The sequence below is a fragment of the Streptomyces sp. NRRL F-5727 genome, from assembly GCF_000719555.1.
Classification (GTDB): Bacteria; Actinomycetota; Actinomycetes; order Streptomycetales; family Streptomycetaceae; genus Streptomyces.
Window position 1 is genome coordinate 1 of sequence record NZ_JOGX01000034.1, and the last position, 16,162, is coordinate 16,162.

19 protein-coding genes and 1 pseudogene are annotated in these 16,162 nt (G+C 70.9%); 4 read left to right on the plus strand and 16 right to left on the minus strand.

Features of this window, described 5'->3' with window-relative positions:
- Window positions 1–7 precede the first annotated feature (7 nt).
- Genes IF73_RS0122445 through IF73_RS0122460 form a run of 4 tightly spaced genes read right to left on the minus strand, consistent with a single transcriptional unit; the run spans window position 8 to window position 3,810 of the window.
- The gene (locus IF73_RS0122445) at window positions 8–1,186 is read right to left on the minus strand and encodes an LLM class flavin-dependent oxidoreductase (protein WP_031010917.1); all 1,179 of its coding nucleotides are present in this window, start codon (window positions 1,184–1,186) and stop codon (window positions 8–10) included.
- 3 nt (window positions 1,187–1,189) lie between these two features.
- On the minus strand, window positions 1,190–2,227 hold the full coding sequence (locus tag IF73_RS0122450) for an ABC transporter substrate-binding protein (protein WP_031010921.1): 1,038 nt from the start codon (window positions 2,225–2,227) through the stop codon (window positions 1,190–1,192).
- A gap of 9 nt (window positions 2,228–2,236) precedes the next feature.
- The gene (locus IF73_RS0122455) at window positions 2,237–2,971 is read right to left on the minus strand and encodes an ABC transporter ATP-binding protein (RefSeq protein ID WP_037880098.1); all 735 of its coding nucleotides are present in this window, start codon (window positions 2,969–2,971) and stop codon (window positions 2,237–2,239) included.
- Window positions 2,944–3,810 carry an ABC transporter permease gene (locus tag IF73_RS0122460; RefSeq protein WP_031010925.1) on the minus strand — a complete coding sequence of 289 codons (867 nt, stop codon included), beginning with the start codon at window positions 3,808–3,810 and terminating at the stop codon, window positions 2,944–2,946. The genes IF73_RS0122455 and IF73_RS0122460 overlap by 28 nt, the downstream gene beginning before the upstream one ends.
- Window positions 3,811–4,139: 329 nt before the next feature.
- Here IF73_RS0122460 and IF73_RS0122465 point away from each other — a divergent pair, with 329 nt between their 5' ends.
- From IF73_RS0122465 to IF73_RS0122480, 4 genes are all read left to right on the plus strand, one after another.
- Complete coding sequence (locus tag IF73_RS0122465; protein ID WP_031010927.1) at window positions 4,140–4,562, plus strand: secondary thiamine-phosphate synthase enzyme YjbQ; 423 nt, start codon at window positions 4,140–4,142, stop codon at window positions 4,560–4,562.
- An 86-nt stretch (window positions 4,563–4,648) separates the two neighbouring features.
- Complete coding sequence (locus tag IF73_RS41535) at window positions 4,649–5,416, plus strand: recombinase family protein (protein WP_234338311.1); 768 nt, start codon at window positions 4,649–4,651, stop codon at window positions 5,414–5,416.
- The gene (locus IF73_RS41540) at window positions 5,403–6,203 is read left to right on the plus strand and encodes a hypothetical protein (RefSeq protein WP_031010930.1); all 801 of its coding nucleotides are present in this window, start codon (window positions 5,403–5,405) and stop codon (window positions 6,201–6,203) included. The genes IF73_RS41535 and IF73_RS41540 overlap by 14 nt, the downstream gene beginning before the upstream one ends.
- Window positions 6,204–6,292: 89 nt before the next feature.
- Window positions 6,293–6,943, plus strand: a complete 651-nt coding sequence (locus IF73_RS0122480; protein WP_031010933.1) for a hypothetical protein — start codon at window positions 6,293–6,295, stop codon at window positions 6,941–6,943.
- An 80-nt stretch (window positions 6,944–7,023) separates the two neighbouring features.
- Here the strand turns inward: IF73_RS0122480 and IF73_RS42860 are convergent.
- From IF73_RS42860 to IF73_RS41555, 12 genes and pseudogenes are all read right to left on the minus strand, one after another.
- Window positions 7,024–7,557 (minus strand): annotated as a pseudogene (locus IF73_RS42860) (aKG-HExxH-type peptide beta-hydroxylase); the annotation flags it as partial.
- A 416-nt stretch (window positions 7,558–7,973) separates the two neighbouring features.
- Entirely contained in the window at window positions 7,974–8,135 is a 162-nt protein-coding gene (locus tag IF73_RS41130; RefSeq protein ID WP_158822102.1) for a hypothetical protein, read from the minus strand.
- Window positions 8,136–8,227: 92 nt separating this feature from the next.
- Window positions 8,228–8,947, minus strand: coding sequence for a 2OG-Fe(II) oxygenase (locus tag IF73_RS0122495; RefSeq protein ID WP_031010936.1), 720 nt, complete (start codon window positions 8,945–8,947; stop codon window positions 8,228–8,230).
- Complete coding sequence (locus IF73_RS37945; RefSeq protein WP_199806699.1) at window positions 8,944–10,350, minus strand: radical SAM protein; 1,407 nt, start codon at window positions 10,348–10,350, stop codon at window positions 8,944–8,946. The genes IF73_RS0122495 and IF73_RS37945 overlap by 4 nt, the downstream gene beginning before the upstream one ends.
- Window positions 10,351–10,464: 114 nt before the next feature.
- Entirely contained in the window at window positions 10,465–10,827 is a 363-nt protein-coding gene (locus tag IF73_RS41550) for a hypothetical protein (RefSeq protein WP_199806700.1), read from the minus strand.
- Window positions 10,828–10,857: 30 nt separating this feature from the next.
- Window positions 10,858–11,724 (minus strand): hypothetical protein, encoded by an 867-nt coding sequence (locus tag IF73_RS0122505; RefSeq protein ID WP_051717149.1) that lies wholly within the window; start codon window positions 11,722–11,724, stop codon window positions 10,858–10,860.
- Window positions 11,721–12,419: an NAD(P)-dependent oxidoreductase gene (locus IF73_RS39135; protein ID WP_199806701.1), complete on the minus strand. Its 699-nt coding sequence runs from the start codon at window positions 12,417–12,419 to the stop codon at window positions 11,721–11,723. Before IF73_RS39135 ends, IF73_RS0122505 begins: the two co-directional genes overlap by 4 nt.
- Before the next feature lie 222 nt (window positions 12,420–12,641).
- Window positions 12,642–13,307, minus strand: coding sequence for a TylF/MycF/NovP-related O-methyltransferase (locus IF73_RS0122515; RefSeq protein ID WP_031010940.1), 666 nt, complete (start codon window positions 13,305–13,307; stop codon window positions 12,642–12,644).
- A gap of 5 nt (window positions 13,308–13,312) precedes the next feature.
- The gene (locus IF73_RS0122520) at window positions 13,313–13,783 is read right to left on the minus strand and encodes an NUDIX domain-containing protein (protein ID WP_031010942.1); all 471 of its coding nucleotides are present in this window, start codon (window positions 13,781–13,783) and stop codon (window positions 13,313–13,315) included.
- Window positions 13,774–14,643 (minus strand): isocitrate lyase/phosphoenolpyruvate mutase family protein, encoded by an 870-nt coding sequence (locus IF73_RS0122525; protein ID WP_031010944.1) that lies wholly within the window; start codon window positions 14,641–14,643, stop codon window positions 13,774–13,776. The genes IF73_RS0122520 and IF73_RS0122525 overlap by 10 nt, the downstream gene beginning before the upstream one ends.
- Entirely contained in the window at window positions 14,636–15,322 is a 687-nt protein-coding gene (locus tag IF73_RS0122530; protein WP_031010946.1) for a dTMP kinase, read from the minus strand. The genes IF73_RS0122525 and IF73_RS0122530 overlap by 8 nt, the downstream gene beginning before the upstream one ends.
- Window positions 15,319–16,059, minus strand: coding sequence for a hypothetical protein (locus IF73_RS41555; protein ID WP_199806702.1), 741 nt, complete (start codon window positions 16,057–16,059; stop codon window positions 15,319–15,321). Before IF73_RS41555 ends, IF73_RS0122530 begins: the two co-directional genes overlap by 4 nt.
- Between the last annotated feature and the right edge of the window lie 103 nt (window positions 16,060–16,162).

Sequence of the window (16,162 nt, forward strand, 5' to 3'; positions counted from 1 at the left end):
CCGTCGCCTAGCGCCCACCCCCGATCCCCGCCGCCACGCCGGCGAGCAGCGGAGACGCCGGCACCGTGCTCAGCAGCCCGCGCCCGGCCAGCAGTGGGGTGACGCCCTCGCCGAACCAGTACGCCTCCTCCAGATGCGGGTAGCCGGAGAGCACGAAGTGCTCCACGCCCAGGTCGTGGTACTCCTCGATGCGGTCGGCCACCTCCGCGTGGCTGCCGACGAGCGCCGTGCCGGCCCCGCCCCGCACCAGCCCCACGCCCGCCCACAGGTTGGGCGCGATCTCCAGCCGGTCCCGGTCCAGCGACCCGCCCCCGTGCAGGGCGAGCATCCGCTGCTGCCCCACCGACTCGCTGCGGCCGAGCGCCGCCTGTGCCGCCGCCACCGTCTCGGCGTCCAGGTCGGCGAGCAGCCGGTCGGCGGTCGCCCACGCCTCGCGGGAGGTGTCGCGCGAGAGGGTGTGCAGCCGGATGCCGAAGCGCACGGTCCGGCCGCGTTCCTCGGCGAGCCCGCGGATCCAGTCGATCTTCTCCTTCACCTGCCACGGCGGCTCGCCCCAGGTCAGGTACACGTCCGCGTGCTCGGCGGCGACCGGTCCGGCCGCCGCGGAGGAGCCGCCGAAGAAGAGCTCCGGCAGCGGGTCCGGCGGCAGCGCGGTCAGCCCGCCCACCACCTGGTAGTGCTCGCCCTGGAAGTCGTACGGCCGGCCGCTCCACACGCCCCGCACGACCGACAGGAACTCGGCGGTCCGCGCGTACCGCTGGTCGTGGTCCAGGTGGTCGCCGAACCGCCGCTGCTCGACGGAGTCGCCGCCGGTCACCACGTTGAGCAGCAGCCGCCCACGGGTGATCCGCTGGTAGGTCGCGGCCATCTGGGCGGCGAGCACCGGGGAGAGCACGCCCGGCCGGAACGCCACCAGGAACTTCAGCCGCTCCGTGTGCTGCGCGAGCGCGACCGTCGTCAGCCAGGCGTCCTCGCACCAGGTGCCGGTCGGCGTCAGCACGGCCTCGAAGCCGAGCCGCTCGGCCGCCTTGGCGATCTGCGCCAGGTACTCGACGTCGGGTGCGCGGACCCCGGCGCCCGCGCCCGCGCGGTTCCGGGTGATCCCGCCGTCGGTGTAGGCGTGCCGGTCGACGAGGGTGCGCCCGTCGCCGCCGGTGGGCAGGAACCAGTGCAGGTGGACCGTCATGGGTCAGTCGTCCTTTCCGTAGGAGCGCGCCGGGGTGGTGGACGGCGGCAGGTCCTTGTCGAAGCGGTTGTCCACGAAGTCGGCGAAGCGGAACCGGTTCGGGATGAGGCCGAGCCCGGCGAAGGTGTCGGCGATCTTCTGCTCGGAGGCGATCGCCGCCGCGTCGAGGGCGACCGGGATACGGGTGCCGTTGCTGCGCTTCACGGCGGCGAGCGCCACCTCGTACGGCAGCCCCGTCTCCTTCGCCCAGACCTTCGCCCACTCCTCCGGGTGACCGAACACCCAGTCCTGGGCGCGCCGCAGCCGTTCGACGAAGTCGCCGACGGCCTTCGCCTTCTCCGCGTCGGCGAGCGCGGCGGGCGCGGCGACCTGGAAGCCGAGGCCGTTCACGACCCCGCGCCCGTCGGTGAGGACCCGGCCGGCACCGCTGTGCAGCACCTGGGAGGTGTACGGGTCCCAGACCGCCCAGGCGTCGACCTTCCCGCTGGTGAAGGCGGCGAGCGCGTCGGCCGGCTGCAACAGCGTGACCTGGACGTCCTTCAGCGTCAGCCCGGCCTTCTCCAGCGAGCCGATCAGCTGGAAGTGCGCCGAACTTCCCTGCGCCACCGCGATCTTCCTTCCCTTCAGGTCGCGGGGGGAGCGGAGCGGCGAGTCCTTCGGGACGAGGATCGCCTCGCCCGCCGAGTCGCCGTGGGTCGCGGCGATCACGGTGATCTTCGAGCCGGCGCCGGCGGCGAAGACCGGCGGGGTGTTGCCGACGCCGCCGAGGTCGACGGCGCCCGCGTGGACGGCTTCGAGGAGTGGCGGACCGGAGGTGAAGGTGGACCATTTCACCCGGTAGGGAAGGTCGTCGAGCTCTCCGGCGGCGCGCAGGACCGCCTCGGCGCCGCCCTTCTGGTCGCCCACGTTCAGGACGAGATCGCCCTTGCCGTCGGTGCTCCCGCCGGCGTCGGCGCCCGAGGCGGGGGAGCAGGCGGTGGCGGCGAGCAGCGTGAGCGGCAGGAGCAGCGCGGCGGCGAGGGTGTGTCGGAGGGACGTCAAGGGAGGCTCCTAGGGGTGTGTCGTGCCGGCGAACGCGGTCTGCTCGACGCCGAGTTCGGCGAGGAGGCGACCGCGGAGGGCGGCGAAGGCGGGGTCGGCGGGGGAGCGGGGGCGGTCGAGGCCGACCGGCGTGTCGTACGCGATGACGCCGTCGCGCATCACCAGCGCGCGGTCCGCGAGGAGCAGCGCCTCGTCCACGTCGTGGGTGACCAGGAGGACGGTGCAGCCGCGCCGCCGCCACAGCTCGGCGACGAGCCGCTGGGCCTTGATCCGGGTCAGCGCGTCGAGCGCGCCGAACGGCTCGTCGAGCAGCAACAGGTCCGGATCGCGCACCAAGGCCCGGGCGAGCGAAGCCCGTTGGGCCTCTCCGCCGGAGAGGGTCTTGGGCCACACGGCGGCCCGGTGGGCGAGTCCGACCTCCTCCAGGGCGCGGTCGGCGACGGCCCGTTCCGGGCGGCCCGGCAGGCCGAGGAGCACATTGCGCCAGACCCGCTTCCACGGCATCAGCCGAGGGGCCTGGAAGGCGACCGCGCGGCGGCGCGGCACGAGCACGGTGCCGGAGATCTCCCGGTCGAGCCCGGCGAGCACCCGCAGCAGGGTGGACTTGCCGCATCCGCTGTGCCCGAGCAGCGCGGTGAACTGCCCCGGTTCCAGGGTCAGATCGAGCCCGTCGACGACCGGCCGGCCGTCGAAGGACCGGGTCAGTCCACGGACGGTCACTGTCCGGTGAAGGTCGGTCGCCATTGCAGCAGCAGCCTCTCGAGAGTGCGGACGACGGCGTCGGCGAGCAGGCCGAGGAAGGCGTACACGACGAGGCAGACCACGATCACGTCGGTACGGAAGAACTCGCGCGCCTGGTTCATCAGGAAGCCGATCCCGGCGTCGGCGTTGATGGACTCCCCGAAGACGAGCGCCAGCCAGGCGGTGGCGAGCGCGTACCGCAGCCCCGTCATCGCCCCCGGCAGCGCGCCGGGCAGCACGACGTGCCGCACGAGGCCCCACCGTCCGAGCCCCAACGACTGTCCGGCTTCCACGAGTTGGGCGTCGACGCCGCGGATTCCGGCGTACACGTTCAGATACAGGTGGAAGGCGGTGCCCAGCGCGATCAGGGCGACCTTCGGCGCCTCGCCGATGCCCAGCCAGATGATCAGCAGCGGGATCAGTCCGACCCAGGGCACGGTCCGCAGCATCTGCACGGTGGCGTCGACGAGGTCCTCGCCGAGCCGGGAGAGCCCGGACAGCAGGGCGAGCGTGACCCCGATCGCCCCGCCGATCAGCAGCCCGGCCGCCACCCGCCGGAGCGACACGCCCATCGCGGTCGGCAGGGTCCCGTCCGCGACGAGTGCGGCGGCGGACCGCGCGATCGTCCCGGGCGAGGCGAGCACCTCGGGCGCGAGCACCCCCGTGGCGCTGGACACCTGCCACACCAGCAGGAGCAGCAGCGGCCCGACGGTCCGCCGCAGCCAGCGCGGCACGCCGGGCAGCCGGCCGGACCGGGAGGAGGGAGTGAGGGACTCGATATCCGGAATGGCGGATATGTCCGGCGGAAGGGTAGAAGGAGGGGGCGCGTGACCGACGGCCATGAAGACTCCGGAAGGGAGGAAGGCGGGAAAGGGGCGCGGACACGCCTCGACGTCACCGCACGCGGAAGGCACACGCGCGCACGGCGAGACGGATCAAGGCGTCAGCGTCGGAGCAGGACCGGCCGAGCGGAGGGGGGCCGGCGGAGAGAAGGCGTCAGCAGCCGCGGGAACAGGTGGCGGAGGCCACCCGCAGCAGGTCGATGTGACCGCGCGTGGTGAGCAGGGCTGTACGCAACATGGCGCGAAGGTAGCGACCGGCCGCCGACACGGTCAACGCCGTCTCGGAGCGTGGACGGGCGATCCTGCACCGCGGACGGCAGGATGACCCCATGTCACACTCCTTCACCACCCGCGTCCTCGACCTCACCACCGGCTCCCGCGAGACGGTCACCGACCTCACCCGCGCCTGCGAGGAGTTCCTGACGGAGACGGCCGCGGGCCGCGACGGCCTCCTCAACCTCTTCGTCCCGCACGCCACGGCCGGCCTCGCGGTCCTGGAGACCGGCTCCGGCAGCGACAGCGACCTCCTCGCCACCCTCCACCACCTGCTCCCCGCCGACGACCGCTGGCAGCACCGCCACGGCACCCCCGGCCACGGCCGCGACCACGTCCTCCCCGCCTTCCTCCCGCCCCACGCCACCCTCCCCGTCCTGGGCGGCCGCCTCAGCCTGGGCACCTGGCAGTCGGTCTGCCTGGTCGACACAAATAAAGACAAAGACAACCGTCAAGTGCGGTTGAGCTTCCTGGGCTGATCGGGAGCCGATCAAGATCGTCCTGGGTGTGGCCGCCAAATCTCCTTACGCTCCGGCGAAACGGGAGAAAGATGCGCGGTACCACCATGGACGAGATTGAGCGGCCGTACGACGGCTGCAGAAAGTGCCTGCTCGGAGTACGTCGGCTGTCGCGGGTCAAGGCCGCCACGACCTCGCCCGAACGGCAGCGGGAGGACGTGCTGACGGCTGTCGCAGCCGTAGGCGGGCACATCATCGACTGGGCGGACGACTGGGAGGTGTCCGGCGCCACCGACCCGATGACCCGTCCGAAGCTCGGTCCGTGGCTCCGCGACGAGCGGGGGAGGTACGACGGGCTCGTGGCCGCAGCGGTCGACCGGCTCGGCCGCAACGTGGTCGACTGCCTGAACACCGGCTACAAGATGCGCGACGAGGGGAAGCTCCTCGTCACCTACGGGCACGAAGGCGTCTGGAACCTCGACGACCCGAACGACGAGAACCGTTTCACGATGGAGGCATGGGGTGCGCAGATGGAACTGCGCGCCATCCAGCGGCGCAACCGCGACGCGACCAAGAAGATACGCGCCGCGGGCCGCCCGAAGGGCAAGCCGTCGTACGGCTTCCAGTACGTCCGTGCTGTCCCGAACGGCAGGGTCGACCGCGTCGAGCTCCACCCGCATGCGGCCGAAGTCCTGCGGACCGTCGCCCGCCGCATCCTCGCCGACCCCGAGAACGTGTCGGTGAGCAGTGAGGCCGCTCGCCTCAACCGTCTTGGCGAGCTGTCGCCGACCGATCACCTTGCCGTCATGTCCGGCAAGCCGGCCGGTGGGCGCCCCCTGGTATCCCACGAGCCTGCGCAACATGTTGCTGTCTGAGGCGGCCATGGGCTACCTCGTCCACCAGGGCAAGCCCGTCATCGACCGGACGGGAAACCCGGTTCGCCTGTGCGAGGGGTTGTGGAACCGCACCACGCACAACGCTTTGAAGGAGGTGCTTCGTGCCAGGGACACCCCGTATCGGGGTCGCAAGACCAACCGGTCGTACCTCCTGACGGAAGTGGCGCTGTGCGGCCAGTGCCACAACCGTCTCTTCACCCAGACGTCCGCCGATGCTCCGCCCCGCTACGCGTGCACCGCCCGGAACAAGGGCTGGAAGAGCGCACAGCATTGCCGCCCGGCTCCCAATATGCGCGTCGCGAATCTCGACGCCCTGGTCGAGGGCTGGTTCCTGGAGAAGTTTGGGCACGGTGCGATCGTCGAGACGGTCTACGATTCCGGAAACGGCATCGCCGACCGCATTGCCGAGGTCAAGGCCAGCCAGCAGCGCCTGCGCGCCGACCGTGAGGCCGGCCTCTACGACCAGCCCGACGACGCCGAGTGGTACCGCGAGCGCTACATCGAGCTCTCCCGCGAGCTGAAGGAGCTGGAGAGCGAGCCTCAGCGACCGCCCGGCATGGTGCAGCGCCCCACTGGCGAAACGGTGGAGGACCGATGGATGAAGGCCCCGGATGTCCAAGCCCGTAAGGAGATTCTGCTGGATTTCGGGGTCAGGGTGACGGTGTTCTCGGCATCGGCCCCGGTGCGGTGGGTGCCGGGAATCCTGCACGGTTCCGAGCAGAACCCACTGAGCCTGAGCGGATCATTCCGGACTATGGCTACCTGAGGTCTCGGAGGGATCGGGCGGCACTGTCAAGCCCCGGTATCGGGCGCATCCTGGCGTTCCTTAGTCGAGCGAGCGCCAGGAGCCACCAGATGTCGAACACGGATACCGAACTGATCGCAGGCGAGTTGCATATTGCCCACCAGCACGGCTGGTCGACCGACGAGCCCACATGGGCGATCCTGACCATTGACGCGGCGAAGGCTGCGGACCTGGCCGCCCTTCTCGGAGGAAGGATGAGGGAAGCGCAGGGGCAGGACGGAGCCGCCGAGGTGATTCTGGGCCGGAGCGCCGTCGAAGCGACACTCACCGGTCCGTCTGCATTTGTCTGTAACACGCTCCGGCGGCGAGGGCTCGCTACCGTCGAAATGGACCAGGCGGGTTCCGCGGCTTTGACTCGGTCGGAGGCTGGCAAGGCTAACGGGCGCACAAGGACTTGCGACGAGATGGTCAAGGCACGGGCAGGCACCGGCTCGCGCCCTGCAGTGTCGCTGATGCTCAGTATCGCAGGAGTGGAAGACCTTGGTGTATTCCGACTGACCTCGGAATCCTGGGACTTTTCCGAGGCAGTGCGAGCGCTGTCGGCTGAGGTAGTTCCTCCCGGTGGCCGGGTGCGCGTCGCGGTGCGTATTCATACGAGTCGCATGACGACTCGGTCTGGAGTGGCGGTGGTGTTCGTCCAGCCTCAGCTTGTCGTTCTCGATTCATTCTCGGAGAACGTTCATTGGTCCCTGGCGGCGTGACGCGGTCCGGGCCCCGTTCCCCTGGGAACGGGGCCCGTGGCCAGTCGAGCTGGAGGCATTGCTGGAACAACCGATGGCGGTTACGCCGGTGACACGACCCTGCCCACGGCCCGGTTGATGCGATCACGGATTGCTTCAGTGGGAACGAACGAGAGTGCCCCCGCGAGCGAATCGAGTACGGAGATGAACCGGCCCGCCTGTTGGCGCAGGTGGGTGTCAAGGAAGCAAGCCACAGCACCCGTGGCGCCGAAGCAGGCCCGCCGCGCGTACAGCACTGTGAGGGAGAAGGCCCAGCAGGCGTGCAGGAAACCGTAGACGGGACGAGGGGTTCCTCGCCAGGGGGAGAAGAAGGTGACGTCGGCGGGGAGACGCACGTCGTGTGCGGCCAGGGCGTCGTTGAGCCAGTTGTGGCCGGCCTCGTGGATCAGGTCGCGGGCCAGGACCTCGGGGTGGGCGGTGTAGTCGGTGAAGACGGTGCCCGGGAGGCGGGTGAGGGCCCAGCTGTGGAGGGTCTCGTCGAGTCGGCGGCGGTTGAGCAGGCAAATGACGGGGGCGTGCTGGGTGAGCAGGGTGCCGAAGCCGTGCTCGGTCGCGGAGGCAAGGGCGGTACGAACGAGGCGATGGGCCTCGGGTGGGGCAGGGTCGGTGTCGGGGGCCGATGAGGTAGTACGCGGTTTCGGAGATCTCCGAGCGGAGCAGGTCCGCGGGGCGCGGGCTGAGCACGATGTGCGGGCCGGCCGAGAGGTGGGTCAGGTCTCGGACCGTCGTACGGCGGTACCAGGCGAGGCGGTCTGCGTCCCGGGCGCGCGCCGCGTGTTCGGCGCCTTCGAGCAGGTGGTGGGCGACGGCGTAGTCGAGTGCGGACGCGCCGAGGCGGTTGCCGAGTACGGAGGCGATCCGGCTGGTCCGTTGGCGCTGGTGGTCGGCGATACCGTCGAGGGCGACCAGGGCTTCCGGGGAGAGAGCGCTCATCTGGGGGCTCCGGGAGTGGAACGGGGCCGGACCGGGACCTGCCCGGCCCCGTGGCGGGTCAGGACTCGGTGGTGGGCTCAGCGGCGTCGGGCTGCACCGTGGCGGCCAGCCAGGTCTCGGTGGCCGCGTTGGAAGTGTGCGCGGTGGTGCGCACGGGGTCGCTGTCACGCAGGGACGCGACCGCCTCCAGGAACTCGTCGAACGTCTTGTCGTCTGCCACTGCTCGCTCTCTCTCCTCGGGTAGGGGCGGTGGGTCGGGGCGAAGGGCTGGTGCGGGCGGGCCGCGGGGGCCGGTCACGGATGCATGGCTCCTTACTCGGAGACGAAGAGCGTCAGGAACTTGCGAACGCGGCCGACGCGGACCGGTTCGGTGCCGTGGACGAGCTGGCTGCCGAAGACCACGAGCGTTCCCGGAGAGGGGGCGACGCTCCATCGCGTGCGCGGCATGCCGCGAAACCAGGGAGAGGACATGTCCGCCCCGTCGTGTGCGAAGCGCATCCCCGGGGCGTAACCCGACCCGGTCGGCGCCTCGTCGGTGGTCCAGACGGCGCCGCTGCCCGTGGTCTCCACGTAGAACGCCCCGCCCGTGTCCTGGATGTCCGTGAGCGTGACCGTCGCGGCGGCGATCTGGCGGGGACGGGTGAAGGGATCGGGGGCGATGCCGTCCGCATGCGGGGTGATGTACTGGCCGGCGCCGTACTCGAGGTAGATCCACGGCCGGTGGCCGGTGACCGACGGCAGGGTGTGCGTGATGGCGGCCATGTGGAGCTTGAGGGCCTGGTCGAGGAGGGCGGTCGCCTCGTACGGGATGTCGGTCATCTCGATCCGGCCGGCCGGCTCGTAGACGTCCTGCGCCTCGGCGGGGGAGTGACCGGGGATCTCGTGGATGGTCGTATGGCGGCCCGCGCCGTACCGGTCGCGCCCGAGGGAGCCGAGCGCGTCGTCCATGACGTCGTTGAGGCGCTCGATCTCGTTCGGCTTGAGGAAGCTCTCCACGGTCCGGATGGACAGCGTCTCGGCGATGTGGATCACTGCTCGCCTCCAGCGCTGGAGTGGGCTTCGCCCGCGCAGGCACAGAGGGCGGACGGCGGGGCAGACGCGGCTTCGGCCAGGGTCTCCGTGAGTACGAGCACGGCCTCGGCGAGGTCCTCGAAGTACTCGGCAGGCGTGGTGCCGGCAGAGGGTACGAGATGGAGGTCGAGCGTCGGATACACCCGGCCAGTGGTGCGGCACGTGAGCTCGTTGCGGCCGAGGACCAGCGAACACGCTCCGGGTAGGGAGGACTCGGCTCGGCTGGCGGCACGGCACAGGCGCGCGGCTGTTCGCGCGTGCTCGGTGCGGTCGCGCGGTAGGACGCCGACCGAGAGGAACCGGGGCTCGGCTCCGGGGAGGTCAGCGTAGGCGTGGCCCTGGCAGCTGTCATAGGTGACGGTGTTCCAGCCCGCGGTGAGCGCGTCGACGATCGGGCGGACGCCCGGCTCGATGCCCTCGTACCACTGGGGGTGTCGCGGGTCGAGATCGTCCGCCTCGTGGATGCCGGGGAGGCCGACCGTGTTGATGTTGCCGTGGGCGCTTACCTGGAGGCGTGCTGGCGAGCGTGGTACGGCGGGTTCATCCCAGCGGGCCAGGAACGCCATGACGTGGTGCATGTCGTTGGGGCGGACAGGACGCCAGTGCAGCCGGGAACAGGAGGCGCCGGGCGGGAGATCCGGCTGGGCGAGCAGGGTGGCGACGCCGTCGATCAGGCGCATGCGGTGGTCGCAGTACGCGTCCTCGTCGCCCGCGGCGGCGAAGCGGAGGCGGACCGCCGGGCAGCCCGCGCCGCAGGTGTCGCGGTAGTCGCAGGTCGTGTACTTCGCGACCAGGGAGCGTGCCTGCTGAAGCAGCGGAGAGGCGCCCTGGGCGCCTGCCACGTCCGCCTCAGCGCCTACGTCACCGAGCGCGGTGAGGCCGGCCTGCGGCCAGGGCAGTTCGTCGCAGCTTCCCAGGCAGTCATCGGGGTAGAGGGTGAGGACGTGGTCGCACTTCAAGTCGGAGAAGTGACAGGAACGGGTCTGCAGACCCCGCAGGCGGCGGATGACGGAGACGACGGGCTCCAGCTTGAAGAGGCAGAACAGGCCGTCGGCGACCCAGTGGTGAGCGGCCTCCAGCACGAAGTCGGCGTACTGACGCGGCGTGACGGCCCAGGCCGGGCCGGTGGGGCCGACGGCCCGTCGCTGGAGTGCCCGGCTGGTCGGCGTACGGGATCCCGCCACTGTGGTCGAACGGGTGACCGCCGCGTCGAAGCACGGCACCAGGCTGACCGTTGTCACGGCGGGAAAGGAGGCGAGGTGCTCCATGACCTCGGAGGCCCGGCCGAGGACGTACGGGGTGACGGCGCAGATGACGCCGACGCGGCGTTCCCGACGGCCGAGAAGTTCCAGGGCTTCGACCACTCGGGGGTACGTTGGCTGGCCGTCGTAACCGACGCGCCACGAGTTCCCCAGTGCGTCTCCATCGAGGGAGAGGCCGATCTCCAGCTGGGGGCAGTGCTGCTCGAACAGGTCCAGTCAGGCGTCGTCGAGCTGGAGGCCGTTGGTCTGAAGGCTCACGCGGATGACGTTCGGCTGTGCGGCGAGCGCGTCCAGGATCTCCGCGAGCCGTTCCCGGCCGGCGGTCAGGGGCTCCCCGCCGTGGAGTTCGACGCTGAGCGGACGCCCGGAGAAGACCGAACCGAGGCGGTGGACCTGTGCCGCGCTGATCTGGGCGCCACCCGGTGACTCCTTGCGCTTCTCGAAGCAGTACAGGCAGTCGATGTCGCTGGTCTCCCCGCGGAGCTTGAGAATGACGGAGACGGCCGTGTCCGGCCCGGTGCTCGACAGCGGGGCGTAGAGACTCTCCAGGTCGATGGAGGCGGTGCGGGTGACGGGCATCAGAGGACTCCCGAGGAGGAGAGGCGCGGTCTACGCGCCATCGGTGGAGACCGTGGACAGCCACCCGAGAAGCTGTCCGCCGGTGATGGGGATGTGGACGTCGCCACGGCGAAGGAACCACCCGTCGGCGTACCGCTGGGGCAGCCAGCCGGCGTCAGGGGCACCCAGACTGGGTGGCTTCTGCAGCGGGTCGTCGACGGGCCAGCAGTTCAGAAGCGCTCTCGTCACGGCTTGCTGAACCGGACGGAACCACTCCCACGTCTCTGCGCGAGCCGGGTCGATCGACGGGCGGGGCTGCGCGTCGGCAAGCAGCGGCAGCCACTTGTCGCCGAGGACCAGGTGGCCGGCCGCCGCGCAGCCGAGCGCGGTGAGGTAGGTCTCCAGCTTCCGGCACACGACGCCGGCCGATTCGGCCAGGCCGTCCTCGACGAGGCCGGTCAGGTCCTCCGCGAGACTCGCAGCGACCTCGGCCTGGTCGGCGACCGCCCAGCGTCGGTAGCCCTGGCAATCCCCGGAGTCGAGCACCGGATCCCAGCCCTCGGAGCCGTATGAGAGGGCGGTGCGCAGACACATGAGGTCGTGCATCGAGGCGCGTACCCGGCGGAACGATCCGAGGTCGTTGCGGCGCACGTCGAAGGAGCGGAGCAGGTGCCGGAGCTCCTCCGCCCGCTGCGGCCCCGCCGCCTGGAGGTCGACACGGACGCCGTCCACGATGCGCGACTCCCACGCCGGATGGGCGCCGTCCACGATGCCACGCAGGTCGATGTCGCTTGCCGCGTGGGCGAAGCCGCAGGCGAGGGCTCCCTCCAGCCAGACCTCGCCGGCCTCGCCGGAAGCGACCAGCGCCTGGGCGACCTTGTCGGCGATCTCCCGGCGCAGTCGTGCCGATGGGTTCACCGGTGGCCTCCTTCGATCAGGATCTTGTCGTCAGCGGTGATCTCCTTGAGGAGATCGACGGCCCATCGATTGAGCGCGCCGCGCACGTCGGAGCGCTGGGCCCCGATGTGGGGTGAGGCCAGGAGGTTGAGCGGCGTCGTGGAGCCGGTGAGGAGCGGCAGGTGCTCCCGCTCGACCGGATCGAGTGCAAGGCCCGAGAGCCTTCCGTCCGCCAGTGCCCGCAGGCAGGCGGCGACGTCGAGGGTCTCCAGCCGCCCGGCGCAGATCAGCAGAGGCCGCAGCGGAGCGACGCGAGCGAGGAAGTCCTCGCCGATGAGCTGTTCGGTCGTGGGGCGCAGCGGCAGAGCGATCACGTGTACCTGCGACTGCTCCATGAGGGCTGTCGCCGACAGTTCCCGCAGACCGGGAGGGTTCGATGGCCACGCGGCGAAGGCCGTGCGGCCCACGAAGGGGGCGAGGGCCCAGTCGGCGGCCAGCCCCACCGGGCCCGCGCCCCAGATGCCCGCGGCGAGGGTGCCGAGTGACGCCCCCATACACGCCTGCTTCTCGTGCTGGCCGAGCAGCAGCGCGTGCTGCCCCAAAGGGATACGCCGGGCCAGGGCGAGGGCAGCAGCGAGGACCCACTCGCCCACGGCGCCCGCGCCGGCTTCGGCGTTGCGGTGCAGAGTGATGCCACGGTGCCGGAGGGCACTCACGTCGATGTGGTCGATGCCGGAGCCCGGCCCGTACGACGTGCCGCAGGTGGGGGAGCGCGTTCAGCTCCCTCTCGCCGACACGGATGCCGGAGCGCAGGACGAGCACGGCCGTGTCGGTGGGCATAGGCGAGTCCAGGTTCGGCAACTCGTGTACGAGGACATCGGGCAGGGCGCGGCGGATCGCGCTCGCGTCCGCCGCCCCGCGTAGCACCAGGACAGCGCTCATCCGGGGAACTCCGGCTTCTCGTAACGGCCGAAGGCGAGATCGCCCTCGCCGACGACGACGGTCACGGACGCTGGTGCGCCGAAGTACACGTCGCATGCGCGCTTCACTCCCGGGAGCCCGTCCCAGGCCCGCGGATTGACCGCCGTGTCCGCGTAGTCGTCGACGAGCAACACGCCGGTCGGCACCAGGCGGGTGACGCAGTGCGTGAGGCCCGCGAGGATCGAGTCGTAGAAGTCGCCGTCCAGGTAGGCGAACGCGATGTCATCGGGCAGCTCCTTGGGAAGGGTCTCGTCGAACCACCCCGGATGGATGACCGGTGCCGGCCTGCCCCAGGTCGTGTGCGTGGCGCGTACGTCGTCCGGGGACGACCGGAGCTCGCCCGCCGCCAGATGGTCCGAGTCCTCGGCGCCGGGTGCGGGCATGCCCTGGAAGGAGTCGTAGACGTGGATCTCGCGGTCGTGGTCGCCCAGCGATTCGAGCACGCTACGGATCCAGAGGGCCATCGCGCCCCTGTAGCAACCGAGTTCCACCACAGCGCCTTGCAGACCGCGGGCAGTCAGGTCGGCGAGCTCGTCGGCGATCACGCGGAGCCGGTCGGCACAGACCGTCCCGGCGTGCTCCCGTAGCAGCCATTCCCGCAGATCCTTCAGCATCGGATCCATGAAGGTCACCAACTGTCCACGAAGGGGTCGGCGAGCTCACCGTTCAACGCCGCCGACAGCGGGCGGTTGATCCGGGGCAGCAGGTACACGTCCCTCAGACGCTCCAGCGGAACCCACTCGAAGCCCACCTGGATGGGGTCCGGTGGTTCCGGCATGCGCGGCTCTGCGTCGTCCACCTGCTCGGCGAGGAAGTTGAACTGAACCTTCTGTACGTCTCCGAACTCGCCCTGCCACGAATCGGGGACGTACTCGACGACACACAGCAGACGCCGGGCCACGACCTGGAGGCCCGTCTCCTGTGCGACCTTGCGGTTCACGGCCTGGCGCAGGTCCTCGCCGACCTGGGCCTTGCCGCCGGGGAGGTTGTAGTGGAACCCGGCCTCGTCGTCGTACGACAGCAGGAGGACGGCGCCGTCGCGCACGATCGCCGCCTTCACGGAGACGCTGATCCGAGGCAGTTCGGGTGTCAGAGGCACGACAGCGCCTCCGGCTCGCCGACGCGCATCAGGTCGCCGACCTCCGCCAGAGACCCCGCGACGGTGGAGCGGAAACTCCCTCCACGCCGGAACTGACGAGCGGCGGCGCGCATACCCGCGAGGGCGGCACGGCTGAGCTGGTTCGCGTAGATGCAGAGGCTGAAGCCAGCCTCGCCGAGTTCGGCGGCGCTCAGGTCGGGGAACGCCGTGGGCACGCTGACCAGCGGCACGCCGTGACGCCATGCACGTCCGATGGCCCGCGCCTGCTCACCGGTCGCGTCCTTGGAATGGATGAGGATCGCATCCGCTCCGGCCTCGGCATACGCCTCGGCGCGGGCGATCGCCGTGGCGATGTCCTCGCCGACGATAAGGGCCTCGGTGCGGGCCACGACCATGAGGCCGTCACCGGCGACCTTCCGTATACGCCCCACCTGCTCGCACAGCAGGTCCTGGTCGGCGAGGTTCTGGGCCCGGTGGGCCGCGAAGCTGTTGCACTTCGGGTACGCGCTGTCCTCGACACACACCGCCGCGGCTCCGGCGCGCATCAGGTCGTACGCGAACCGCTCCGCCGTGCGCCCCGAGCCGCCCGCGTTGTCGATGTCCACGATGACGGGCAGTTCGGTGACACGGCCGAGCGAAGCGACCACGTCGGACAGGTCCCGGGGGCCCAGGACGTTGGCGTCCGGCAGCCCGGAGGCCGCGGACACCTCCAGACCGCTCACCCACAGGGCGTCGAAGCCCGATTCCGCCGCGACATGCGCGGCGAGCGCGTTGACCGCACCGATCGCCAGGAGCGGGTGCTTCCGTTCGCTGCCGGCGAGGGCCTTGCGCAGATGCACCGCCTTCGTGCCGTCAGCCATGGGTCTCTCCTCCTTCCGCGCGGGCGGCGACCGGCGGCACCAGCTGCCGTTCACGCAGTACGTCCCAGGCGGCGAGCAACACCTCGGACCGGGGCCGACGGGCGTCCAGGCGGACCACGTCGCCGAGGAGCGGGAACTCGTCGGGTTTCGAGACCACGGCCTCGTAGGTCTCGCGAACCCGGCTCTGGACGTCGCGCACGTCCCAGTCGGCCCGGACGGCATCACCCTGCCGGGCCTGCGCCCGGCTCATCGAGGCGTCGGTCTCCAGGTCCAGGACGAGCGTGAGATCCGGGGCCACGGTGAGCTGCGCGGCTAGCACCTCGTACGTCTCCGACACCCTCATGTCGTGCTTTACGGCGAAGAAGGCCAGCTCGCTGAGGAGCCAGCGATCCGCGATCACGGGCCGTGCCGGCCGCTGGGGGAGCACGAGACGATCCAGCGTGGCTCGCTTGTCCGCCACGACAGCGGACAGGTAGGCGTCACGGTTCCCGGCGTTCGGCTGGTACTTGCCCGTGACGATGGCGGCGGCCTGGTCGGCGGCGAGGAAGTTGGTCGTGAGCATGCACAGCGGGGTGACGCCGTAGAGCCCCTCCCAGAGCCGGAACAGGCCCTTGCGCAGCGTCGTCTTGCCGGTGCCGTCGAGCCCCTCGATGACGATGAACGGATAGCGGTGGTTCATTCGACCTGCCCCGCCCCCGTGCCGCCTGCGTACTTGGTGAAGCGGCCTCGCCAGCGCGCCGCGGTGGACACCAGGTCCACCAGCCGCAGCTCCGCCAACTCGTCGATGAGGCGGGGCAGCTCGGGCTCGGCGCAGATTTCGGCCTCGATGGCCCGGCAGTACGCGGCGCGGACGTCCGGGTCGTCGTCGGAGTCACGCAATGCCGCCTCCAGCACCCGCGTGGCCATGCCGTGGGCCACGACGCTCACCGCGGTACCCAGGGCCTGCTCATGGAGCGGGCTCGGGTGCGGCTCCAGCGTGATGTGGTGTACCCCGCGGTGGCGGATGACCGTGAAGAAGCCCACCCACCACGCGGCGGCGCCGCTGACAGCGGTCACGGCGTCGGACCAGGCCATCCCGGACTGCTCCGCGAGGATGTTCTGGGCGGCGGTGTCGGCGGCGCGGTGGAGCGCCCCGCGCTGGTTCCGCGACTCCGTTCCGTGCCGCTGGGGCAGCTCCCACCAGAAGCCGAGCCTGGCGGCCTCCAGCAGCGCCATCGCGGACCCGTCGGTTGCCGGCAGCAGAGACGGGCGCTGGGCCAGCACGGAGACATCGGCGCCCGGCACGTCGGGCAGCGCCTTCTTCTCGGTGACGGCAGGATGGAGCCGCTGGGTCAGCAGCCCGTCCGCCAGCGTCTGCCAGGCGTGGGCCAATGGCGGCGAACCGGGGGGCCGGGGCGGCAGGGTCAAGGAGGTCACAGGTCGGATCCTCACGTCCGGGGAGTCGCGGCAGGCGGCTCCGGTCGGTGGTGCTCCACCACGATGGCCGCCACGAAGACCTACGCCTATGAGTGTTTATGAG